Source organism: Georgenia wangjunii (assembly GCF_036421975.1).
Lineage (GTDB): Bacteria > Actinomycetota > Actinomycetes > Actinomycetales > Actinomycetaceae > Georgenia_A > Georgenia_A wangjunii.
Genome location: NZ_JAZGON010000005.1, coordinates 1 through 22,004, shown reverse-complemented (window position 1 = coordinate 22,004; position 22,004 = coordinate 1). Strand labels below are relative to the sequence as shown.

Sequence of the window (22,004 nt, the reverse complement as noted above, 5' to 3'; positions counted from 1 at the left end):
CCATGCGGCTGCGCCGTTCCGTCCCACTCGCCGCCGCGGGAGCCCTCGCGCTCGCCGGACTGGCCGTCCCCGCTCCCGCGGCGGTGCCCGACGACGGCCCGGAGCTCACGCTCCTCGCGACCACCGACGTCCACGGCCGCGTCTTCAACTGGGACTACTTCGCCGAGGCACCCTACGAGAGCCCCGAGGACATCCTCGGGCTCGACCTCGTGGCGAGCGTCGTCAACGGCGTCCGGGCCGAGCAGGGCGAGGACGCCGTCGTCCTCCTCGACAACGGCGACGCCATCCAGGGCACACCGCTCACCGAGCTCTACGGCCTCGCCGAGCCGATCACGGAGACCGGTACCGAGCACCCCATGGCCACGGCCTTCAACCTCATGGACTACGACGCCCAGGTGGTCGGCAACCACGAGTACGACTACGGCCTCGACGTCCTCGACGCCTACACCGAGGACCTCGCCGCGCCGCTGCTCGGCGCGAACGTCGTCGACGTCGCCACGGGCGAGCCCTACCACGAGCCGTACACGCTCATCGAGCGCACCATCGACGGCGAGGAGGTGACGGTGGGCGTCGTCGGCCTCCTGACGCCGGCGCTGCGCTCGTTCGTCGTCGAGGAGATCGAGGGCCGGATCGAGATCGGTGACCCGGTCACAGCCGCGCAGGAGTGGGTGCCCGTCGTGCGGGAGGCAGGGGCGGACGTCGTCGTCGTCCTCGCCCACACCGGGGAGGGGACGGTGCCCGACGCCGGCTACGACCCCTCGGCGCTGCACGAGGACGTCGCGGCGAACGTCGCGCGCATGGTGCCGGGGATCGACGTCGTCGTCGCCGGGCACTCTCACCAGGACGTGCCGGCACGGGTCTACACGAACGCGGCGGGGGAGCAGGTGCTCCTCACCCAGCCGTACTACTGGGCGCGCTCGGTCAACGAGGTCACCCTCGAGCTCGTGGCCGACGGCGACGGCTGGGCCGTCGACTGGAGCGCGGGGAACGCGCCGAGCGTCGAGCCGCACTACGGCCACGAGGTGGGCGCGGCGGACCCGGCGCTCACCGCCGCCCTGACCGGGGCGCACGAGGCGGCGATCGAGTACGTCGCGAGCATCTACGAGCCGGTGGCCCCCTCGACGCAGCTCATGCGCTCGTCCACGTCGCGCTACGAGGACACGCCGATCCTCGACTTCGTCAACCACGTCCAGACCGCCGTCGTGCGGGAGGCCCTGGCCGGCACCGCCTACGCCGACCTGCCGGTCGTCGCGCAGGCGTCGCCGCTCTCGCGCACGTCGGTGTTCCCGCAGGGCATGGTGACGACCGGCCACATCGCGGGGCTGTACATCTACGCCAACACCCTCACGGCCGTCGAGCTGACCGGGGCGCAGCTGCGCGACTACCTCGAGAACGCCGCGCGGTACTTCGTCGAGGTCGAGGAAGGCGCCGAGTTCGACCCCGCCACCGGCACGAACGCCGACGGGATCGGGGACTACAACTACGACACGCTCTCCGGCGTCCACTACGCCATCGATATCTCCCGGCCCGTCGGGGAGCGCATCACGGGCTTCACCCACCCCGACGGCACGCCCGTGGCCGACGACGACCGCTTCGTCCTCGCCCTCAACAACTTCCGGCAGACCGGGGCGGGGGGCTATCCCCACGTGGCCGACGCGCCCGTGCGCTACACCGGCGAGACGGACATCCGCGACCTGCTCGCCGACTGGGCGCGGGAGCGGGGGGTCATCGACCCGGCCGACTTCTTCGTCGAGAACTGGCGGGTCGTCACGGCGCCGCTCCCGGAGCCGACCCCGGAGCCGACCGCGACGCCGACCGGGTCCCCGACGGCGGTGCCCACGGATCCCGCGCCGACGACGCCCGGGGTCGAGGCCCCGACGGTCGCGCCGACGACTCCGGCCGTGCCCGGCGGTGGGCAGCTCCCGGCGACGGGTGCGGGCGACGCCGGGGTCGGGGCGCTCGGCGCGCTCGCGCTCCTCGCGGCGGGCGGGCTCCTGCTGGCACGACGGCGGGCGCGGGCGTAAGCGAGAGGTCGCGCTGGCATGAGCGCCTGGCACGACGGCGGGCGCGAGAGCGGGTGGCACTGCCACCGCGCGGCTATGCGTCCGGGCTCGACGCCGTCGGCTCAGGCCCCGGCGAGGGCCACGGTGACGCACGCCGCGGCGAGCACGGCGCACACCGGTGCCATCGTCCACCGCTCAGGGACGCTGCGGGAGGCGGCATTCATGAGGATGCCGAGCGCGAAGTAGGCCGCCAGAACCCAGATCCCCACGCGGGACACAGGCTCATCCCGGTGACGCTAGCGCGTCGGGTGGGCCGCGAACCGGAGCAGGAGACCGCCGCTGACGGCGACGACGACCGCGCCGAGCAGCGCCAGAAGAGCACCGGAGGGAGCACCCGTCGCGGGGAGCTGACCGCCCGTGCCCGTGCCCGTGCCCGGTTCCGACGCGGGGGAGCCGTCGCCGTCAGAGCCGCCGGTCCCGGGCGGCGTCGGGGCGGGCGCGGTCGTCGGCCCCGCCGCCGGCGCGGGAGTCGTGGGCTCTGTCGTCGGCACCTCGCCACCGAGCACCCTGATGCGTCCCTCGAGCTCGACGGCGATGGTGCCCAGCTCGCGGGCGTACGCGGCGATCGCCTCGGCGTCGGCGGGTGCCTCGGCGGCCGGGACGAGCACCTCGGAACCGGTGAAGCCGGTGACGGCGTCCCCACCGCCGACGACGTAGTTGGTGACGGCGACGGTGTGGGTGGCTCCGTCGTCGAGCTGCTGGCCGGCGACGCGCACGTCACCGATGCGCGCGCCCACCGGCGCGGCCGGGTCGTAGGAGTAGGCCATGCCCGAGACCTGCGGGAAGCCGCCGCCCTGGTCCTGCACCCGCGCCACAGCGTCCTCGAGTGCCTGGCGCAGACCGGCGCCGCTCACCTCGACGAGCATGACCTTGTTGTCGAACGGCGCCAGGGCGTAGGCGTCGCGCAGCGTGAAGGACGGGCCGGGTGCCTCGGCGCGGATCCCGCCGCCGTTCGCCCAGCCGACGTCAGCGGAGTGGAAGGCGCGGAAGGCGTCCGCGACGAAGCTGCCGAGCCGGGTCTCGACCCGGCGCGTGGCGTGGTCCGGGTTGAGGAGCGGCGTCTCGACGGTCGCGAGCACCTCGGAGAGGTTGGCGTCCATCTCGGCCGCGTAGAACTCCTCGAGCTCACGCAGCCCGGCGTCCGGCACGACGGTGTGGTCGACCTCGACGACGGACGGCGTGACGGTCACCTCCCCGTCCGGGCCGAGCGTGACGTCCAGCCGGATGAGCGAGCCGAGGTTCCCCTCGGGGGCGGCGAGGACGGCGCCGCCGTGCTCGACGACGACCGAGTCGTACTCGGCCATCTCCTCGAGGAGCACGACGTCGAGCTGCGGCAGCGCGTCGACGAGCGCCTCACCGGTGGCCAGCGGCACCTGCGTGACGGCGACGACGACGTCCGGGTCCGCGGCGGCCTCCATGTCCGCGAGGGCTGCTGTCGCGGCCGCGACGTGGTCGAGCTCGATGATCGCGCTCCCGACGGAGGTCGTCTCCATCCCGTCCGTGAGCCCGATGTAGCCGACGGAGAGGTCACCCACGGGCGCGACGTGCCACGTCGCGCCCGGCAGGAACGGCGTCCCGTCGGCCTCGAGGAGGTTGGAGGTGATCCAGGGAAACTCCGACGCCGCGATGAGGGCACGCGTGTTGTCGACGCCGAAGTCGAAGTCGTGCTGGCCGAGGTTCGCGAGGTCGATCCCGATCCGGTTGAAGGCCTCGACCATGGGGAAGCCCTTGTAGAGGCCGCCGAAGATCGTCCCTCCCGCGAGGTCGCCCCCGAAGACGACGGCGGTTCCCGGGTCCGCGGCACGGACCGAGTCGATCGCCGTCGACAGGCGCGCGACGCCGCCGCGGTCCTGCCCTCCCGTGACGACGGGCCCTATCTCGTGCGCGTCGTTGAAGTAGAGGATCGTGCCGGCTGGCGCCGCCTCACCGACGCCGCGCGGCAGCGTCGCGGCGCCGAGAGCTGGGCTGGCGACCATGAGTCCCGCCGCCGCGAGCAAGGCGATCGAGCGGGAGCGGAGCTGTCGGGACATGGCGGAGCCTTCCGTCGTCAGGCGGACGGCTCCCACGCTAGACCGGGAAGGTGACGTGCAGGTGAAGACGGGGTGACCGGGCTACCCACGCAGACACACAGGCATCTTGACGGCGCGACGCGCCGAGCGGTGGGGGCGCGGTCGTCGCACCCCCACCGCTCGGCGTCGCGCCGGAGCCAACGTGTCAGGCGTTGGCGCCGATCGGAGCGAACTCTCCGGCGCGGACGAGCTCCATCGCCTTCGTCCACGTGACGAGCTGGTCGAGCATCGGCTGCACGGAGCCGGCTGCCGGCGCCGTCGGGGCGAAGACCGAGAAGTTTTCGAAGTCGGTGAAGAGGGACATCGAGACGGCGTTGCGGACGTGCGCGACCTGCATCTCGGAGAGGATGCCGCGCAGGTGCTCGACGGCGCGGGCACCGCCGGCGGAGCCGTAGGAGACGAACCCGGCGGCCTTGTTGTTCAGCTCGCCGTAGACGTAGTCGAGGGCGTTCTTCAGCGCACCGGTGATCGAGTGGTTGTACTCGGAGACGACGAAGACGTAGCCGTCGAACTGGGACACCTTCGCCGACCACGCCCGGGAGTGCGCCTTCTCGCCGGGGCCGAAGGACGGCGGCGTCGCCTCGTCCCACACCGGCAGGTTGAAGTCGGCGATGTCGACGACCTCGAACTCCGCGTCGGTGCGCTCGTCGGCGATGGACTTGACCCAGTTCGCGACGTTCAGGCTCTGGCGCCCCGGGCGGACGCTGCCGGTGATGATGGCGATCTTCGTCATGACACTCCCAATGGTTGCTCGTAGGGGAGCGAGCACCTCGTGCCCGCCACCCATGGCAAGGAGTTGAAAGGTCAAGTTATTCCTCCGTGGGAGATGGTGCGCGGCACGGGCCCGCGTCCGCCGACTGGCGCCCGTGTGCCGGTGCTAGCGTCCGTCGATGACCCCCACGCCACCGGACACGCTCGAGACCGGCCCCACGTCGATCCCCAGGACCCTCGGGCGGTGGGGCCTCGCGACCGTCCTCCTCACCGGCGGGATCGGCCACCTCGCGCGGCCCGAGGAGTTCCTCGCCCAGGTCCCGCCCTTCTTCCCGGCGCGCGACAAGGTCGTCTACTACTCCACGTTCGTCGAGTTCGCCCTCGCGCTCGCCCTCGTCCTCGCCGGACGGCACAAGGTGCGTGTCGGTTGGGTCGTCGCCGCCTTCTTCGTCGCCATCTTCCCGGGAAACATCTCGCAGCTCGTCACCCGGACCGACGCGTTCGGGCTCGACTCGGACCTCGCCCGCGGGGTACGCCTGCTGTTCCAGCCGCTACTCGTCGCGTGGGCGTTGTGGTCGACCGGCGCGTGGCGCGCGTGGCGACGCTCGCGCTGACGCCGGGCAGGCGGCGGCCGGCGCGTGCCGCACCCGCGCCCACGGGGGAGTGAGCTCCCTCAGGCCTCGTCGTGCGAGGCGCGGAACATCCATGCCTGCTTCTCGAGCCCGGTCGCGATGCCGACGAGAAGGTCGTGGCTGAGCGGGTCCTCCTTCTCGACCGCGGGGAGGTTCGCCTTGATCCGGTCCGAGACGCCCTGGAGGCGCTCGTCGAACTCCCGGATGACCTTGTCCACGGCCAGCCGGCCGGCCGCGAGGGTCTCCACGCGGGAGGTGGACGCCACCGTGGACGCGCGCCCGTCCGGTGCGGCGCCGATCGTGGCGAGGCGCTCAGCGACGTCGTCGGAGGCGAGGCGGACCTCGTCGATGACCTCGTCTAGCTGGAGGTGCACCGAGCGGAAGTGGGGCCCGTGGATGTTCCAGTGCGCCTGCTTGCCAAGGAGGGAGAGATCGATGAGGTCGACGAGTGCCTCCTGCAGGCTCGCGGTGACCGCGTCGGCCGGTGTGGCTGCCATGTCCGTTCCTCTCCGCGCCGCCCACGGGGGCCGCGCCTCGTTGATCATGATGGTTCCAACTCTAGGCAGGGCGTCCAGGCGCCGCCCGGGGACGGGAAGGACGTCCGCGTGAGGCGAACGCGCGCACCCGCAGCCGTCAGCAGCAGCCCGCGTACACAGCCGCGCAGCATCCCGGCAGACCGGCCCGGGGCCGCCTGCGCTAACCTGGCACCCATGACGGCACAGGTGCTCCTTACCCAGCCGCGCTGACTCCAGCGGGCGCCCCTCGGGCGCCGCACCAGCGCGGCCGACCTCCCTGCGGGGAGGTTTTCTCATGTCAGGAGCCACCAGCACCCCACGGCGAGGAAGAGCGATGACCGAGAGCAGCAGCACCACCCCGGCCGGCACGTCACACGGCGGACCCCAGGAACCGACCTTCCGCTACACGGCCGCCCTCGCCGGCCAGATCGAGCAGGCCTGGCAGGACCGGTGGGAGGAGTGGGGAACGTTCCACGCGCCGAACCCCGTCGGCGAGCTCGCCCCCGCTGACGGCGAGGTCCCGCGGGAGAAGTTCTACGTCCTCGACATGTTCCCCTACCCCTCCGGCAAGGGCCTGCACGTGGGGCACCCCCTGGGGTACATCGCCACCGACGTCGTCGGCCGGTACCAGCGCATGAAGGGCAAGAACGTCCTCCACGCCCTCGCCTACGACGCCTTCGGCCTGCCCGCCGAGCAGTACGCCGTCCAGACGGGCCAGCACCCGCGCATCACGACCGAGGACAACATCACCAACATGCGCCGCCAGCTGCGGCGCCTGGGGCTGGGCCACGACGAGCGCCGCACGTTCGCGACGACGGACCCCGGCTACGTTCGCTGGACGCAGTGGATCTTCCTCCAGATGTACCACTCCTTCTACGACCCGCAGGCCGAGCGCCGCGGTGGTGGCCGGGGCTCCGCGCGGCCCATCGCCGAGCTCGAGGCCGAGCTGGCCGCCGGGACCCGGCCCACGCCGTCGGGCACCCCGTGGGCCGAGCTGAGCGAGGCCGAGCGCGCGGCGGTCCTCGACGACCACCGCCTCGCCTATGTCTCCGAGGCGCCCGTCAACTGGTGCCCCGGCCTGGGCACGGTCCTCGCGAACGAGGAGGTCACCGCCGACGGCCGCTCCGAGCGCGGGAACTACCCCGTGTTCAAGCGCAGCCTGCGCCAGTGGATGATGCGGATCACCGCCTACGCCGACCGGCTCGTCGACGACCTCGACGCCATCGACTGGCCCGAGAAGGTCCGCATCATGCAGCGGAACTGGATCGGGCGCTCCGAGGGGGCGCGGGTGCGCTTCGCCGTCGAGGCCCGCGTGAGCGTGGGAGAGGCCGACGGCGGCACCGCCACCGAGTACCTCGAGGTCTTCACGACGCGCCCCGACACGCTGTTCGGCGCGACGTTCATGGTGGTCTCGCCCGAGCACATGCTGCTCGACGACGCCGTGCCGTCCGTGTGGCCCGAGGGTACGAAGGACGCCTGGACCGGTGGGCACGCGAGCCCCGTCGAGGCCGTCAGCGCGTACCGCGCCCAGGCCGCGGCCAAGACCGGCGCCGAGCGCCAGGACGAGGGCCGCACGAAGACCGGTGTCTTCACCGGCATCACGGCGACCAACCCGGTCAACGGGGCCGAGGTACCGGTGTTCGTCGCGGACTACGTCCTCATGGGCTACGGCACGGGCGCGATCATGGCCGTGCCCGCCGAGGACGAGCGCGACCACGCCTTCGCGGAGGCGTACGACCTGCCGATCGTGCGCACCGTGCAGCCGCCGGAGGACTTCACCGGTGGCGCCTGGACGGGCGACGGGGTGACGATCAACTCCTCCAACGCGGAGATCTCCCTCGACGGGCTCGGCACGGCCGAGGCCAAGGCGACGATCACGGAGTGGCTCGAGGCCAAGGGGGCCGGCGAGGGCACGGTCACCTACCGCCTGCGCGACTGGCTGTTCTCCCGCCAGCGCTACTGGGGCGAGCCGTTCCCGATCGTCTACGACGCCCAGGGCCGCGTCCACCCGCTGCCCGAGGAGATGCTGCCGGTCGACCTGCCCGAGGTCCCCGACTACTCCCCGCGCACGTTCGACCCGGATGACGCGCAGTCCTCCCCGGAGCCGCCCCTGGGCCGCGTGCCCGAGTGGGTCGAGGTCCGCCTCGACCTCGGCGACGGAGAGCAGACGTACTACCGCGACACGAACACGATGCCGAACTGGGCGGGCTCGTGCTGGTACGAGCTGCGCTACCTCGACCCGGCCAACGAGGACGCCCTCGTCGACCCCGAGGTGGAGCGCTACTGGATGGGACCGCGGACGGCGTCGGACCCCGGCGGTGCGGACCTGGCGGGCGGCGCGGACCTGTACGTCGGTGGCGTCGAGCACGCCGTCCTTCACCTCCTGTACGCCCGCTTCTGGCACAAGGTCCTCTTCGACCTCGGCTACGTCTCGAGCTTCGAGCCGTTCCACACCCTGTTCAACCAGGGCTACATCCAGGCGTACGCCTTCGCCGACGCCCGTGGCCAGTACGTCCCGGCCGACGAGGTCGAGGAGGTCGCCGCCGCGGACGGTTCCGGCGAGGTCACGTACGCCTGGCAGGGCGAGCCCGTCTTCCGGGAGTACGGGAAGATGGGCAAGTCGCTCAAGAACATGGTGACGCCGGACGACATGTACGAGGCCTACGGCGCCGACACGTTCCGCGTGTACGAGATGAGCATGGGCCCCCTCGACCTCTCGCGGCCGTGGGACACCCGCGCCGTCGTCGGCTCCCAGCGCTTCCTCCAGCGCCTGTGGCGCAACGTCGTCGACGAGACGACGGGGGAGACGACCGTCGTCGACTCCCCGGCGGACGAGGCGACGCGCAAGGTCGTCGCGCGCACGATCGCCGAGGTCGAGACCGAGATGTCCGCGATGCGCGTCAACACGGCCATCGCGCGGCTCATCGTCCTCAACAACCACCTGACGTCGCTGGCGGAGGTCCCGCGCGAGGCCGTCGAGCCGCTCGTCCTCATGACGGCGCCGGTCGCCCCGCACATCGCCGAGGAGCTGTGGGCCCGGCTCGGGCACACCGGCTCGCTGGCCCGCGACCCGTTCCCGACGGCGGACCCGGCGCTCCTCGTCGAGGACACCGTCACGTGCGTCGTCCAGGTCGCCGGCAAGGTGCGCGACCGGCTCGAGGTGCCGGCCTCCATCGGCGAGGACGAGCTGCGCGAGCGGGCGCTGGCCACCGACGGCGTCAAGCGGGCGCTCGGTGAGCGCGGGATCCGCACGGTCATCGTGCGGGCACCGCGCCTCGTCAACGTCGTCCCGGCGTAGTTCCCGCGGGCGGGTGGCGGCCCGGGCGACGGAGGCCGCCACCCGGCCGACCGACGGCGGCCGCCAACCCGGCCGACCGACGGCGACCGCCACCCGGGCGACCGACGGCGGCACGAGGCCCGACGCGCCGGAGCGTCCAGCCCATTGGCAGCAGCACCCGTCGCTGACATCATGCGTGGCGGGGGACGACGCCGACGGGCAATACGTGCGGCGGCTGTCGTTACGTGCGGCGGCGCTCGCCGCGGTCCCCGGGTCATTCGTCAGCGACGACAGAATGGGGCGACGTGAACTCCGTCATCTTGGCCGTCATCGGGGTAGCCATGGTGCTCCTCGGGTATTTCCTCTACTCGAAGTACCTCGCGAGGCGGATCTACCAGCTCGAGCCCGCCTTCACCACGCCCGCGCACGAGCTGCGCGACGGCGTGGACTTCGTGCCCACCAACAAGTTCATCCTCTGGGGCCACCACTTCACCTCTGTCGCCGGCGCCGCTCCCATCGTGGGGCCCGCCGTCGCGGTCATCTGGGGCTGGCTGCCGGCCTTCCTCTGGGTGACCATCGGGACCGTCTTCTTCGCGGGCATGCACGACCTCGGTGCCCTCTGGGCGTCGGTGCGCAACAAGGGTCTCTCCATCGGGACGCTCTCCGGCCGCTACATCGGGGCTCGCGGACGGAACCTCTTCCTCGTCGTCATCTTCCTGCTCCTGCTCATGGTCAACGCCGCCTTCGCGGTGGTCATCTCGAACCTGCTCGTCGCCACACCGACGGCTGTCATCCCGACCTGGGGGGCCATCCTCGTGGCCCTGGGCATCGGCCAGGCGATCTACCGGTTCAAGCTCAACCTCGCATGGACCTCGGTCATCGGCGTCGTCGCCCTGTACGCGCTGATCATCCTCGGCGACAACGTGCCGGTCGTCCTGCCGGAGACCGTCCTGGGGCTGTCGGCCAACGCGTTCTGGATCGTCGTCCTGTTCCTCTACGCCGGTGTGGCCTCCGTGCTCCCGGTCTGGATGCTCCTGCAGCCGCGCGACTACATCAACGGCCTCCAGCTGTTCATCGGCCTGGGCATCCTCTACGCCGCGGTGCTCATCTCGGCCCCCACCGTCGTCGCCCCCGCCCTGAACTCCGCGGTACCCGAGGGCACCCCGAGCCTCGTCCCCCTGCTCTTCGTCACCATCGCCTGCGGTGCCATCTCCGGCTTCCACGGCATGGTCGCCTCGGGGACGACGGCCAAGCAGCTGGACAAGGAGACCGACGCGCGGTTCGTCGGCTACTTCGGAGCGGTCGGTGAGGGGCTGCTCGCGCTCGGCGCGATCATCGCGGCCACGGCCGGCTACCGGACGCTGGCCGACTGGGAGGCCGTCTACAGCGCCTTCAACGCCGGTGGCGTGACGGCGTTCGTCGAGGGCGGCGGTGCCATCCTCAACGGGGGCCTGGGGATCCCGGTCTCGCTCAGCGCGACGATCCTCGCCACGATGGCGGTGCTCTTCGCGGCGACGACGATGGACACCGGCGTGCGCCTGCAGCGCTTCGTCGTCCAGGAGGCGGCTGAGCTGGCGGGCATGAGGATCGGGAAGGCCGTCGCCACCGTCGTCGTGCTCGTCGTCGCGATGGGGCTGGCCTTCGGTGCCGGCGCGGACGGTTCCGGCGGCATGGTGATCTGGCCGCTGTTCGGCACGACGAACCAGGTGCTGGCCGGGCTGACCCTCTCCATCGTCGCCGTCATGCTCATGCGCAAGGGACGCCCCGTCCTGGTGGTGCTCGTCCCGCTCGTCTTCGTCCTCGTGATGTCGGTCTTCGCGCTGGTCGTCCAGATGGGCACGTTCTACAGCACGCGGAACTGGCTGCTCCTCGGCATGGACGTCGTCATCCTCGTCGCAGCCCTGTGGGTCATCGTCGAGGCGGCGATCGCGATGTCCAAGGCACGACGGTCCCCGCCCGAGGTGCAGGAGGACCGGGTCTCCGTCGCGTCCCCGCGCGGTGATGGCTGAGGCCCGACGGCGGATCAGGCTCGCGCAGGCCCGTCTCGGGGCGGGTCTGCGCGAGTTCTACGTCGCGCCCTACCGACGCACCTTCGCCCGTGCCCGCCGCGACGAGGACGACCTGTTGACGATGATCGTCATGGCGGAGATGCTCGGCGTCCCGAACCCGGCCAGCTACTACACGGTCGAGCTGCTGCCGGTCATGTACGAGCGCGTGCACGACTGGCACCGGCGCATGGGTATGGACCGCTCGCCCATGGAGCACATCTCGTGCTGCTAGACCTCGCGGCGTCGCGCCGGGTGCTCTTCGTCGGCGGCAAGGGCGGGGTGGGCAAGACGTCCGTGGCCTCGGCGGTCGCCCTCTCCCAGGCGAGAGCGGGCCGGCGCGTCCTGCTCGTCTCGACCGACCCCGCGCACAACCTCGGGCACCTGTGGCGCACGGAGCTCGGTGACGAGGTGACGCCACTCGTGGAGCGCCTCGACGCGATCGAGATCGACCCGGAGCGCACGACAGCCGAGCACCTCGCGTCGGTGCGGACCACCCTGCGCCGGCTCATGCCGGAGCACCTGGCGGGCGAGGTCGACAAGCACCTGGAGCTCGCGCGGGACGCCCCCGGCACGCACGAGTCGGCCATCCTCGAGCGCCTGGCCGAGGTCGTCGAGCTTGGCGTGGCGGACTACGACCTCGTCGTCATCGACACCGCGCCCTCGGGGCACACCGCGCGGCTCATGACGCTGCCGGAGACGATGTCCGCGTGGACGGAGGGACTGCTGCGTCGTCAGGATCGTTCCGAGCGCTTCGGTGCTGCGCTGCGGGGCGTGGACGGTGGCGCAGACCCGGCCGCCGACATCCTCGGCGGGCACCGCCGGCCGGACCCGAGGGGCGCGCGCGACCAGGAGATCCGGCGCATCCTGCTGCGGCGACGCACCCGGTTCGAGGGGCTGCGCGAGATGATCTCCGACGCCGGACGGACGGCCTTCGTCATCGTGCTCGCGGCCGAACGCCTTCCCGTGCTGGAGACCGTCGCGCTGCACGGCCAGCTCGTACGGGCCGGGGTGCTGGTCGGTGCGCTCGTGATCAACAAGCGCTCGCCGGCGGACGGCGGTGCGTTCCTCGCCGAGCGCCGGGCCCAGGAGCAGGAGCACCTGGACGCGTTGCGGGAGGCCCTGCCCCAGGTGCCCGTGGTCCAGCTGCCGCTGATGTCCGGGGACATCGTCGGAGTCGCGGCGGTGGGGCGGTTCGGGCAGGCCCTGGCCGGCGCCCCGCTCGACGCCGGCTCCGGCTGATCCGCAACCGGCGGCGCCGCGTGCTTCGACGTAGGCTCCCAGCCAGCACCACCACGGGGGAGGAGCCGGCATGGCGTGGGAGCGCGGGTCGTTGCACGGGGAGTCGACCGTCGTCGTGCGCTGCGGGGGCGCGCGGCTCGCTGTCGCCGAGCGCGGCGCGACCGTGCTGAGCTGGGCGGTGCCCGGCGCCGACGGGGACCTCGTCGACCTCGCGGACGGCTATCGCTCGGCGGAGGAGCTCGTCGCGCAGGAGCTCGCCGCGTTCGCCGTCATGGCGCCCTTCAGCAACCGGATCCGCGGGGCGAGATACACGTTCGACGGCGTCGAGCACGACCTGCAGCCGGGCGTGCCGGAGGACGAGCGCGAGATCATGCACGGCCTCGTGCGGGGCGTCACGTGGGAGGTCGTCGACGCGCCGGCCGACGGCGCTGGGCACCGCGAGGTCCCCGACGGCGCTGCAGGTGACACCACGCCGCGCGGCGGTCCCGCGCCCGGTGACGCCGAGGCGCACGTCTCGCTCACGACGTCGATCCGCCCCGAGGACCACCCCGGCTACCCCTTCGCCGTCGACCTCCGGGTGACGTACACGCTCGGACCTCGGTCGCTCGCCATCGAGATCGAGGCCGTCAACGCGGGCGAGGTGACGGCTCCGGTCGCCCTCGGGTGGCACCCGTACTTCCAGCTCCCCGGGCACGACGACGTCGACGGGCTCGAGCTCAAGGTCCCGGCGCTCGCGCGCGTCGTCGCCGATGACGCGGGCATCCCGCTCGAGGGGTCCGCAGCCTTCGAGCGGGTCGAGGGGCCGGTGACGTGGACGCCCATCGGCGACGCCGAGCTCGACGACGCCTTCGTCGTCCCGGTGAGCGCCGGAGAGGTCCGTACGGTGCTGCGCTCGCCGCGGACGGGCGCGTCCATCGAGGTGTTCCAGCGCCCGGGGGAGGCCGGGATCATGCACGTCTACACCGGGGACACGCTCCCGGCCCGGCAGCGGGAGGCCGTGGCGATGGAGCCGGTCGCTCTCATGACTGACGCGTTCAACCGGGTCGAGTGCGAGAGTCTCGTGCCGCTCAAGCCCGGCGGGCGACGGCGGCTTCGCGCGCGGGTCGTGTTCCACCCCGGGACCTGAGGAACGTCCGCCGGTCGAGCGGCGCCGGGCCCCTCGTCCCGTCGAGGTCATCCGACCATGCGCATCACGCCCGAGACCTTCGAGCGGACCGGCAACCCCGGTCCGTGGCCACGCGTGCGGGTCAGCTCGTCATGACGAGGCGGCCCGCACGTGCGTCCTCAGCCGGGCTTGCCGGGCGGAGGTGTCGCCCTCGGCGAGGACGAGCCGCGCAGGCGGGCGCGGGGGTGACGGGCGGTACCCGGGCCGGCGACCAGGGCCAGTGCCCGCTTCGGGCGGCATCGTCCAGTGCGGGAGCACTCATCCGCGGCAGTATGGAGAGACGGCGGCCGACGGCGGCCCGGTACCCCTGAGGAGTTCGAATGTTCCGTGGATTCGCCACCATGAGCTTCTACGCGGACGACCTGGCTGCGGCACGTGACTGGTACACCGAGCTGCTGGGCGTGGAGCCGTACTACGCCTTCCCACCACCGCCCGCCCCGCCGGCGTACCTGGAGTTCCGCGTGGGCGACGACGAGGACGAGCTCGGCGTCATCGACCGGCGGTACGCGCCAGGGGGCGCGGCGGGTGGCCCGGGCGGTGCCGTGATCTTCTGGCACGTCGACGACCTCGAGGCCACGGTGGAGAGGCTCGGGGCCATGGGTGCGACGGAGTACGAGCCCGTCACCGCGCGGGAGGCGGGATTCGTCACGGCGTCCTTCGTGGACCCGTTCGGCAACGTCCTCGGCGTCATGCACAACCCGCACTACCTCGAGGTGTAGGCCGCGCGGACGCGGGCGTGACGGTTGGCACAGGTTGTGGTGCCCGTGCGAGCGAGGAGCGGTAGAAGTCGCGAGGCTGCCCTCACGTGCGTCCTCTCCCGGGCGCGCTGGGCAGGTGCCCGGGCCCCGGCTCCGGGCTGGACCGTCTCGCATACCGCGCGCGGCCGTGCTAGGTATCGGGGTGCGCCATCGCGCCGATCACGAGAGCAGGCACAGTGAAGATCCTCGTCCCCACGTCCGTCCCGCTGGAAACCGACCTTCCCGACGGCGTGAACGCCGTCCCCTTCGACATCAGCGACCCGCTCGCTGACGAGCACCGCGACGCCGAGGCGCTCGTCGTGTGGGGCGGGAACACCGAGCGGCTTTCTGAGCTCGCCACGCAGCTCCCGCAGCTGCGCTGGGTGCAGACGCTCTCCGCGGGGCCGGACGCCGTCGTGGCCGCGGGCTTCGCCGACGACGTCGTCATCACCTCGGGGGTCGGGCTCCACGACCTGCCCGTGACGGAGCACGCCCTCGCCCTCATGCTGGCACTCCTGCGCCGCCTGCCCGCGGCGGCCGCCGCGCAGGTAGAGCACCGGTGGGCCGCGGAGCTAGGCGGGCGTCAGGAGCTGCGCCCTGAGGGTGCCGTCACCTCGCTCATCGGCACGAACGTGCTCATCTGGGGCTTCGGGAGCATCGGCCAGACGCTCGCCCCGGTCCTGGAGGCCCTCGGCGCGGAGGTCCGCGGCGTCGCCCGGAGCGCAGGGGAGCGAGGCGGGTTCGACGTCGTCGCCGAGACCGACATCGACGGCGAGCTCGCGGCCACAGACGTCCTCGTCATGATCCTGCCGGCCACGCCCGAGACCGAGCGCGTCCTCGACGCCGCGCGGCTCGGGGCGCTGCCGGAGCATGCGCTCGTCGTCAACGTCGGGCGCGGCACCACCGTCGACGAGGACGCGCTGGTCGCTGCCCTCACCGAGGGGAGCATCGGTGGCGCCGCCATCGACGTCACCGCCGTCGAGCCGCTGCCCGCGGACTCGCAGCTCTGGGACGCCCCGAACCTCATCATCACGCCGCACGCCGCGGGAGGGCGGCCGGTCAACTCCGGCGAGCTCATCGCCCACAACGCCGCGGCGCTCCTCGCGGGTGAGCCGCTGCGCAACGTCGTCGAGGGCTGACGCCGGGGCGCCCTCGGGGTCAGCCTCGGGTGACATGGCCGAGCGCCGGCGGCGTGGTGCTCCGGGGAGCCGCCGCGCGACGTCGTCGTCCGTTTCCCAAGGCCGGCGCATGGGGGCGACGAGGCGCGTCGGCGGCGTGAACCGCTGGTCAGCGCGGCGTCGGGAGCCGCACACTAGGGCGTGGGGCTCGCCGGCAGCGGGGACCTCCCGCACCGTGGCAGTACCTCCGTCGAACGGTCGCACATGGACGTCTCGCACCTCGCCACCAGCTTCCGTGCCTCGCTCCCGCCGTGGGTGCTCACCGAGCTCATGACCGAGCCGGACGTCCTCGGTCTCGACGACCGCATGCGCGTCGTCAACCGACTCGCTGCCCGGAACGCCCGGGAGGGCGGCGGGGGTCCCTTCGCCGCCCTCGTCGTCGATGCCGAGACCGGCAACGTGCTCGCCGTCGGGGTCAACCAGGTCCTCGCCTCGAACCTGTCCGTCACTCACGCCGAGGTCATGGCACTCTCCCTCGCCCAGGCCGCGCTCGGCCGGTGGGACCTCGGGGCGGCGGCTGACCAGCGGCGCCAGCTCGTCGTCAACTGGCGTCCGTGCGCCCAGTGCTACGGCGCCGTCCTGTGGTCGGGGGTGTCCAGCCTTGTCATCGCCGGTGAAGGGCCTGAGGTGGAGAAGCTGACGTCGTTCGACGAGGGCCCGGTGGCGGCCGACTGGGCCGACGAGCTCCGGGGTCGCGGGATCGAGGTCGTCGTCGGGGTCCGGCGCGAGGAGGCGCTCGCCGTCTTCCGTGAGTACGGACGCGCCGTGGCCGGTGGTGAGGTCACGGTGTACAACGCACGCGGCACGGGCACGGGCATGGGCGGGACGACCGGCACCGGTGGCGGTTAGGTGACGTCACGCCGTGCCGATCCCGCCCGTCGGGAGGAAGAGCGCGGCGAGGGCGACGTCGGCCCGGGCGAGCTCGGCGCGGTCGTAGGTGGACGTCGAGGCCATGACCTCGTCGGCGCCGGTCCGCTCGATGAGCGTGCCCAGCTCGGTGGTGACCTCCTCCGCCGTCCCGTAGACCGCGCCGGCGAGGGTGGCCTCGACCGTGCTCCGCTGCTTGTCCGTGAGCGTGCGCGCCGTGACTGCGGCGACGGGCTCGAGGGGCGGGAACGCGCCCGTCGAGCGGGAGGCGGCCATCGCCCAGGCCTCGGGGAGGAGGAGGTCGCGGGCGCCCTCGCGCGTGCCGGCGACCATGACCTCGAGGCTGATGATGACGTACGGCTCCCGGCACGCCTCGCTCGCACGGAAGTCGCGGCGGTAACGCGCCAGCGGCGCGAGGTCCGAGCGGAGCAGTGGCCCGCCGACGACGACGGGCAGGCCGAGCCCCGCCGCTACCTCGAGCCCCCGGCCCGTTGCGAGGACGAGCACCGGTGGAGCGTGGTCGAGCGCAGGCATGGCGGTGACCGGGCCGGTTCCCGCGAGGTAGGCCCGGACCGCGGCGATGTCGCGGCCGAATGCATCGGGTTCGTACGCCTCGACGCCGAGGGCCGCACGCACCGGCGCCGTGAACCCGAGCGACCGGCCGACGCCGAGGTCGATCCGGCCCGGGTGGAGGGCCTCGAGCATCGCCATCTGCTCGGCGACGACGAGGGGACGGTGATTGGGGAGCATGACCCCGCCCGTGCCCACCCGGATGCGGGTCGTGCGGCCGGCGACGGCGGCGACGAGCAGGGTCGGGGCGCCGCTCGCGATGCCGGGGACGGCGTGGTGCTCGGCCACCCAGAACCGGTGGTACCCGAGAGCCTCCGCACGCACCGCCCGCTCGATCGTCGCGTGGAGCGCGGCGCCGTGGTCCTCACCCGCGCGGGTGCGGGAACGGTCTAGCAGGGAGAGCGGCACGGGCAGCGGGGGAGCGGGAGGCGTCACGCCGTCCATGCTCGCTGCTGGACCGCGCGCCCGCACGGCTGAGTTCTCGGCGGACCACCGCTGTCCGCGGCATGGCCGCACGCCACAAGGCCCGTCGTCACTCACCTGGAAGACCGCGGTGACGCATTTCGGACGGTGGAGCCATGAGCGTGCGGTGGGCGCCAGCGTCTAGCGGCTGACCGACTCCAGCACCGTGGCGAGCTCCGCCGGTCGGCTCACCATCGGCCAGTGCCACGTCGGAAGCTCGACGTAGGTCCAGTCGCCGTCGACCATGTGCGCGAACACCGGTGCGTGTGGTGCCATCTGCTGCAGCTGCTCAAGGCTGAAGCTGCACAGCACGCCCGTCCGTGGCAGCCGCTCCCAGGCGCCGGTGAGGGCGACCGGCTGGGTGGCGGTGAGCCACGGCTGCGGCTGCGAGCCCTCGACCAGCGCGGCGACGGCAGAGTCGTCGACGTCGGGCACCTCGGCGGCGAGTACGGCCCAGTCCGGCGGCGGGAGCTTCCAGCCCTGGCCGTGCGTCATGACCAGGTTCTCGTTGGCCGCGCGCGCGTCGGGCCCCTCGAAGTCGGCCTGTGCCGTGCCGTCCGGCAGGGGTCCCGTGTCGATGTAGACCAGGTGCGCCACGCGCTCGGGCACGCGGTCTGCCGCACCGGTCGTCACCAGGGCGCCGTAGCTGTGGCCGACGAGGACGGCGTCGCGCAGGCCCTGCTGCTCGAGCAGGTGCACGACGTCGTCGATGTGGGTCGTCAGGTCGGTCTCGGGCGAGGCGAGGTGGGCGCGCTCGCCCATGCCCGAGAGATCGACGGCGTGCACGATGTGGCCGCGCTCTCTCAGCGAGTCTGCGACGGGGCGCCAGACCGAGGCGCCGAGCCAGAAGCCGGGGACGAGGACGTAGGTGGTGGTGCTCATGGCGACGACGCTAGGCTAGGTTCCGGACAGGTTCCGCCCGGTATCTCGAGCCTGCATCACCGTTCTTTTTCCAAGCAGCGCCGAGGAGGGCCGTGACCCGCCCGACCGCGCGTGTGCTCGCCATGCTGGAGCTGCTCCAGACGGGCGGGCAGCGCACGGTCGGCGATCTCGCTGCACGGCTTGGGGTCGACGAGCGCACGGTCCGGCGCTATGCCGAGCACCTGGTCGACCTCGGCATCCCCGTCCGGGCGCAGCGGGGCAGGTACGGCGGGTACCGGCTCTCACCCGGCTACAAGCTGCCACCGCTGATGCTCACTGATGACGAGGCCGTCGCCGTCGTCCTGGGCCTCAGGGCCGCGGAACGCGCCGGGCTTGCCACCACCGCCCACGCGGCGACGGCGAGCGCGCTGGCCAAGGTGTCGCGCGTACTGCCGCAGGCCCTAAGCCAGCGGCTCGACAGCCTGCTGTCGAGCGCACAGTTCACGACCCCGGTGCGTGCCGCCGCTCCCGCCGGCGCCGACACGCTGCTCAGGCTCGCCTCGGCCGCGCAAGCGGGGCGCACCGTCGTGATCGCGTACACCGCCTGGGACGGGCGGCAGTCGCAGCGCGAGCTCGATGTCTACGGCTTGGTCTTCCACTCCGGCCGGTGGTACGTCACCGGGCACGACCACGGCCGTGATGACGTGCGGACCTTCCGTCTGGACCGCATCGCCTCGGTCGAGCAGGGCGACGGCTCCTACGTCGTGCCCGCTGACTTCGACGCCAGGACGCAGGTCGTGTCGGGCATCGCGGCGGTCAGGTGGTCGCACGAGGTCTCCGTGGTGCTGCGGACCACCCTTGCGGATGCGGCCGAGCGACTGCCGCCGAGCGTGGGACGCCTGAGCGAGCACGTCGACGGTGTGCTCCTCGAGATGCGCGCCGAGCACCTCGACGGCATGGCCTGCATGCTGGCCGGGCTCGGCTGGGACTTCGAGGTGATCACCCCGGACGCCCTGCGCGACGAGGTCCTCGCCCTGTCCGACCGCCGCCGAGTCAGCGCGGTGCGGGGCGCCGTCGCCGGCACCACGGCTACTCCGCAGAGTCCTTGAGCGACAGCCCGAAGGCGTACCCCTGCCGCATCGCGGCCCGCTGTCCCTTGGTCGGCAGCATCACGAGCGGAGCGACCGGCTCGAAGCCATCACCGCAGGGCGAGAGCAGACGCGGTGCTGAGGGTGCCGGGGCGGCCGTGGCTGAACGAGCAGCTCAGTGGTCGAGGCGCCGGGCGAGCAGGTCGGCACCTGGTCCGTGCAGCTGCCCGAGAACTGTCGAACGCCCGCAGGCGGCCATGAGCAGATCGATTCCTCGTCCAGCGACCGGCTCGCCCTCACCCCAGGACGCGCCGAGATCCTCTGCGAGGAGGCGTAGACCAGTCAGGCGTCCGCGAGGCGTGAAACCCACCGGGCGTCCGTCGACGACGAAGTCCAGCGCCATCCGGACTCCTTCCGGTGAAGGTTCGTGCCGGAGACCGAGAGAAAGCCGGATGTCACCGGAGTGGACGAGGACGTCGGTCAGGGGCCCGCGCGCTCCGATCACCGGCGGTGCCGCGCGCGTGTCAGCGCGCTGGCGCAAGGCGCTGACCAGGTCGGCGATCGGCTGGTCCGCCGTACGCCGGGCCACGACGCTGTTGGCCCTGTGCGGGCGTCCGCCGGTGCGAACCAGTGCGGCAACCAGCGGCCAGGGTGAGGGGTCCAGCGCGGCCACCAGGTGCGCGGTCACAGTGCGCACGTCCCAGCCGGTGCACAGGCTCGCCGTGGTCCACTGCTCGTCAGTCAGGTTGTCGAGGTCGTCAGCCAGCGCGCGCCGCTCAGCGGCTGCGGTGCTCCACGCAAGTGCGGCACCCATGCCGCGAGGTTACAACGTCCACCGGCGCCGTCGGCGGGCTTGAGCGGTCGACGCAGGGGACCGCTAATCGGTGCTCCGACGCCTGTTAGATCCATCGGATGCTCGCTGAGCGACCGGTATCCACGCGCGGACGGCGAAAGTGGCCTGCTGCCTGTACCGCCCATCCAGTCGTCGGCACCAGCGTTGCGCGTGACAGCGGCATAGGCGAGGGGGCTCTTGGCGTAACGCCGAGTGAGGGCCCTCTTGCGGAGATGGCTGCCACGCGGTTCTGGCAGCGGACCGCAGCAAGCGCGACGGATCCGCGGCACGTGCGGACGCGCGGGCGGCGGTATGACCGTGCGTTCGCCGAGCCGTTCGAGCTCGGCGCACCGGTGGCGCATTCGGCACGCCGGGACGATGTTTGAATTCTCTGATTAGCTATGGGCCGCGCCGCCATGTCGACCCGGCGGTGCCAGGCTCACCGATTCGCGAACTCATCGATGGCCCGGCACGTGAGGTCCATCTCCAGCGGCCCGCCATGACCTTCGGACTCAACGATGCGGAGTTCGCTGGCCGGCCATGCTCTGTGCAGCCTCCACGGCGTGACCGCCGGGCTGCTGATGTCGCGGCGCCCGTGAATGAGCACGCCCGGGATCTGCGCGAGTTGGTGTGCCCGGGCGAGGACGCTCGCGTCGCCGGGCAGGAAGCAGTCGTTGGCCCAGTAGTGGGTGACGAGGGTGGCGAAGTTGGCCCGCTCTCGAGGGTCCTCGTGCAACGGCCTCGGTTCCCAGTTCGGATCGAGCGAGACGTGGGTGGACTCCCACGCGTCCCACGCGTCGGCTGCTACTGACCGCACGGCTGGGTTGGCATCTCGCAGCTGGCGTGCATAGTGCGCGACCACGCGCATGCCCTCAGGGGTCGTCGCCGCGAACTGGTGCCACGCCTCGGGGAAGATCCGTCCCACCCCCTCGGTGATCCAGTCGATCTCCGCGCGAGCGCCGGTCGTCACCGCGGTCAGCACGAGTTCGGTGACATGGTCGGGATGGGCGAGTGCGTAGGCCAGCGCGAGAGTCGACCCCCATGAGACGCCGTGGACCAGCCACTTGCTGACGCCCAGATGGGTGCGGAGCGCCTCGATGTCAGCGATGAGGGCGGGGGTGGTGTTGTCGTCGAGGCGGGCGAGGTCGTCGATCGCCCAGGGGGTGCTCCGCCCGCATCCCCGCTGATCCATTCCCACGACCAGGTAGTCCTCGGGGTCGAACCGGCGCCGGTAGCCACCGGGGCCGAGACCGCTCCCGGGTCCGCCGTGGAGGTACAGGGCGGGGCGCCCATGGGGACTGCCCGAGGTCTCCCAGTAGAGCTGCACCCCCCCAGGTCGGGGGATCCGACCTGAGTCGAACGGTGCGATAGGAGCGTGCATCCGCACAGGGTACGGGCGAGCGCCTGGACTCGAACGACCCTGGAGTCTCGATCGACGCCCGAGTGCGGTCGAACGGTAGTTCGGTGACTGGAACCGGATGGTCGTCGGCACGGCCGCGAGATGGCGAGGCGCGAGTCGGCGTACCGGCGCGCGGCATGAGATGCCCTGTGTCAAGCGGCGCTGGCGAGAAGGGTGTTCAGGGCGCGGTGGCGGTCGGGGTTGTAGGGGACGCCGTCTTGCCAGCATCGCCAGATGACGTTTAGCCACGCGCGAGCGAGGACGCGGGTCGCGTGGGGATGGTCGTGGCCT

Annotated in this window: 19 protein-coding genes and 1 pseudogene; 11 read left to right on the top strand and 9 right to left on the bottom strand. The window is 72.3% G+C overall.

All coding sequences use genetic code 11. From position 1 onward, the window contains the following. Positions 1-2 precede the first annotated feature (2 nt). Entirely contained in the window at positions 3-2,024 is a 2,022-nt protein-coding gene (locus V2J63_RS09220) for a bifunctional metallophosphatase/5'-nucleotidase (RefSeq protein ID WP_331230742.1), read from the top strand. A 101-nt stretch (positions 2,025-2,125) separates the two neighbouring features. Here the strand turns inward: V2J63_RS09220 and V2J63_RS09215 are convergent, their stop codons facing one another. From V2J63_RS09215 to V2J63_RS09205, 3 genes are all read right to left on the bottom strand, one after another. Continuing rightward, positions 2,126-2,272: a hypothetical protein gene (locus tag V2J63_RS09215; RefSeq protein WP_331230741.1), complete on the bottom strand. Its 147-nt coding sequence runs from the start codon at positions 2,270-2,272 to the stop codon at positions 2,126-2,128. Positions 2,273-2,299: 27 nt separating this feature from the next. After that, positions 2,300-4,093, bottom strand: coding sequence for a bifunctional metallophosphatase/5'-nucleotidase (locus tag V2J63_RS09210; protein WP_331230740.1), 1,794 nt, complete (start codon positions 4,091-4,093; stop codon positions 2,300-2,302). A 184-nt stretch (positions 4,094-4,277) separates the two neighbouring features. Next, complete coding sequence (locus V2J63_RS09205; RefSeq protein ID WP_331230739.1) at positions 4,278-4,865, bottom strand: NADPH-dependent FMN reductase; 588 nt, start codon at positions 4,863-4,865, stop codon at positions 4,278-4,280. Between the two features lie 157 nt (positions 4,866-5,022). Between V2J63_RS09205 and V2J63_RS09200 the strand changes: the two genes are divergently transcribed. After that, on the top strand, positions 5,023-5,457 hold the full coding sequence (locus V2J63_RS09200; protein ID WP_331230738.1) for a DoxX family protein: 435 nt from the start codon (positions 5,023-5,025) through the stop codon (positions 5,455-5,457). Between the two features lie 59 nt (positions 5,458-5,516). Here V2J63_RS09200 and V2J63_RS09195 read toward each other — a convergent pair whose 3' ends face one another. After that, positions 5,517-5,972, bottom strand: a complete 456-nt coding sequence (locus V2J63_RS09195) for a Dps family protein (protein WP_331230737.1) — start codon at positions 5,970-5,972, stop codon at positions 5,517-5,519. A 352-nt stretch (positions 5,973-6,324) separates the two neighbouring features. Here V2J63_RS09195 and leuS point away from each other — a divergent pair, with 352 nt between their 5' ends. From leuS to V2J63_RS09155, 8 genes are all read left to right on the top strand, one after another. After that, positions 6,325-9,288, top strand: a complete 2,964-nt coding sequence (gene leuS, locus V2J63_RS09190) for a leucine--tRNA ligase (RefSeq protein WP_331230736.1) — start codon at positions 6,325-6,327, stop codon at positions 9,286-9,288. A gap of 284 nt (positions 9,289-9,572) precedes the next feature. Then, positions 9,573-11,276: a carbon starvation CstA family protein gene (locus V2J63_RS09185; RefSeq protein WP_331230735.1), complete on the top strand. Its 1,704-nt coding sequence runs from the start codon at positions 9,573-9,575 to the stop codon at positions 11,274-11,276. Next, entirely contained in the window at positions 11,269-11,547 is a 279-nt protein-coding gene (locus tag V2J63_RS09180) for a cory-CC-star protein (protein WP_331230734.1), read from the top strand. The genes V2J63_RS09185 and V2J63_RS09180 overlap by 8 nt, the downstream gene beginning before the upstream one ends. Beyond that, the gene (locus V2J63_RS09175; RefSeq protein ID WP_331230733.1) at positions 11,538-12,554 is read left to right on the top strand and encodes an ArsA family ATPase; all 1,017 of its coding nucleotides are present in this window, start codon (positions 11,538-11,540) and stop codon (positions 12,552-12,554) included. The genes V2J63_RS09180 and V2J63_RS09175 overlap by 10 nt, the downstream gene beginning before the upstream one ends. Before the next feature lie 70 nt (positions 12,555-12,624). After that, complete coding sequence (locus V2J63_RS09170; RefSeq protein ID WP_331230732.1) at positions 12,625-13,680, top strand: aldose 1-epimerase; 1,056 nt, start codon at positions 12,625-12,627, stop codon at positions 13,678-13,680. 359 nt (positions 13,681-14,039) lie between these two features. Beyond that, positions 14,040-14,438: a VOC family protein gene (locus V2J63_RS09165; RefSeq protein WP_331230731.1), complete on the top strand. Its 399-nt coding sequence runs from the start codon at positions 14,040-14,042 to the stop codon at positions 14,436-14,438. A 215-nt stretch (positions 14,439-14,653) separates the two neighbouring features. Then, complete coding sequence (locus tag V2J63_RS09160) at positions 14,654-15,595, top strand: NAD(P)-dependent oxidoreductase (protein ID WP_331230730.1); 942 nt, start codon at positions 14,654-14,656, stop codon at positions 15,593-15,595. A gap of 243 nt (positions 15,596-15,838) precedes the next feature. Beyond that, a complete protein-coding gene (locus tag V2J63_RS09155; RefSeq protein ID WP_331230729.1) occupies positions 15,839-16,483 on the top strand; it encodes a nucleoside deaminase in 645 nt (214 codons plus the stop codon). A 6-nt stretch (positions 16,484-16,489) separates the two neighbouring features. Here the strand turns inward: V2J63_RS09155 and V2J63_RS09150 are convergent, their stop codons facing one another. Next, positions 16,490-17,515, bottom strand: coding sequence for an MsnO8 family LLM class oxidoreductase (locus tag V2J63_RS09150; RefSeq protein WP_331230728.1), 1,026 nt, complete (start codon positions 17,513-17,515; stop codon positions 16,490-16,492). A 159-nt stretch (positions 17,516-17,674) separates the two neighbouring features. Next, positions 17,675-18,415 carry an alpha/beta fold hydrolase gene (locus V2J63_RS09145; protein WP_331230727.1) on the bottom strand — a complete coding sequence of 247 codons (741 nt, stop codon included), beginning with the start codon at positions 18,413-18,415 and terminating at the stop codon, positions 17,675-17,677. A 92-nt stretch (positions 18,416-18,507) separates the two neighbouring features. Here V2J63_RS09145 and V2J63_RS09140 point away from each other — a divergent pair, with 92 nt between their 5' ends. After that, positions 18,508-19,503: a helix-turn-helix transcriptional regulator gene (locus tag V2J63_RS09140; protein WP_331230726.1), complete on the top strand. Its 996-nt coding sequence runs from the start codon at positions 18,508-18,510 to the stop codon at positions 19,501-19,503. A gap of 154 nt (positions 19,504-19,657) precedes the next feature. On the opposite strand, the gene V2J63_RS09135 is transcribed toward V2J63_RS09140, so the two are convergent. The 3 genes and pseudogenes from V2J63_RS09135 to V2J63_RS15860 form a co-directional block, all read right to left on the bottom strand. Next, positions 19,658-20,296, bottom strand: a complete 639-nt coding sequence (locus V2J63_RS09135; protein WP_331230725.1) for a maleylpyruvate isomerase family mycothiol-dependent enzyme — start codon at positions 20,294-20,296, stop codon at positions 19,658-19,660. A 457-nt stretch (positions 20,297-20,753) separates the two neighbouring features. Then, complete coding sequence (gene pip / locus V2J63_RS09130; RefSeq protein WP_331230724.1) at positions 20,754-21,695, bottom strand: prolyl aminopeptidase; 942 nt, start codon at positions 21,693-21,695, stop codon at positions 20,754-20,756. Positions 21,696-21,865: 170 nt separating this feature from the next. After that, a pseudogene (locus V2J63_RS15860) lies at positions 21,866-22,004 on the bottom strand (IS110 family RNA-guided transposase); the annotation flags it as partial.

Coding starts and splice junctions, on each gene's coding strand:
- V2J63_RS09220 (WP_331230742.1), top strand. CDS start 3: ATGCGGCTGCGCCGTTCCGTCCCACTCGCCGCCGCGGGAGCCCTCGCG.
- V2J63_RS09210 (WP_331230740.1), bottom strand. CDS start 4,093: ATGTCCCGACAGCTCCGCTCCCGCTCGATCGCCTTGCTCGCGGCGGCG.
- V2J63_RS09205 (WP_331230739.1), bottom strand. CDS start 4,865: ATGACGAAGATCGCCATCATCACCGGCAGCGTCCGCCCGGGGCGCCAG.
- V2J63_RS09200 (WP_331230738.1), top strand. CDS start 5,023: ATGACCCCCACGCCACCGGACACGCTCGAGACCGGCCCCACGTCGATC.
- V2J63_RS09195 (WP_331230737.1), bottom strand. CDS start 5,972: ATGGCAGCCACACCGGCCGACGCGGTCACCGCGAGCCTGCAGGAGGCA.
- leuS (WP_331230736.1), top strand. CDS start 6,325: ATGACCGAGAGCAGCAGCACCACCCCGGCCGGCACGTCACACGGCGGA.
- V2J63_RS09180 (WP_331230734.1), top strand. CDS start 11,269: ATGGCTGAGGCCCGACGGCGGATCAGGCTCGCGCAGGCCCGTCTCGGG.
- V2J63_RS09170 (WP_331230732.1), top strand. CDS start 12,625: ATGGCGTGGGAGCGCGGGTCGTTGCACGGGGAGTCGACCGTCGTCGTG.
- V2J63_RS09165 (WP_331230731.1), top strand. CDS start 14,040: ATGTTCCGTGGATTCGCCACCATGAGCTTCTACGCGGACGACCTGGCT.
- V2J63_RS09155 (WP_331230729.1), top strand. CDS start 15,839: ATGGACGTCTCGCACCTCGCCACCAGCTTCCGTGCCTCGCTCCCGCCG.
- V2J63_RS09150 (WP_331230728.1), bottom strand. CDS start 17,515: ATGGACGGCGTGACGCCTCCCGCTCCCCCGCTGCCCGTGCCGCTCTCC.
- V2J63_RS09145 (WP_331230727.1), bottom strand. CDS start 18,415: ATGAGCACCACCACCTACGTCCTCGTCCCCGGCTTCTGGCTCGGCGCC.
- V2J63_RS09135 (WP_331230725.1), bottom strand. CDS start 20,296: ATGGGTGCCGCACTTGCGTGGAGCACCGCAGCCGCTGAGCGGCGCGCG.
- pip (WP_331230724.1), bottom strand. CDS start 21,695: ATGCACGCTCCTATCGCACCGTTCGACTCAGGTCGGATCCCCCGACCT.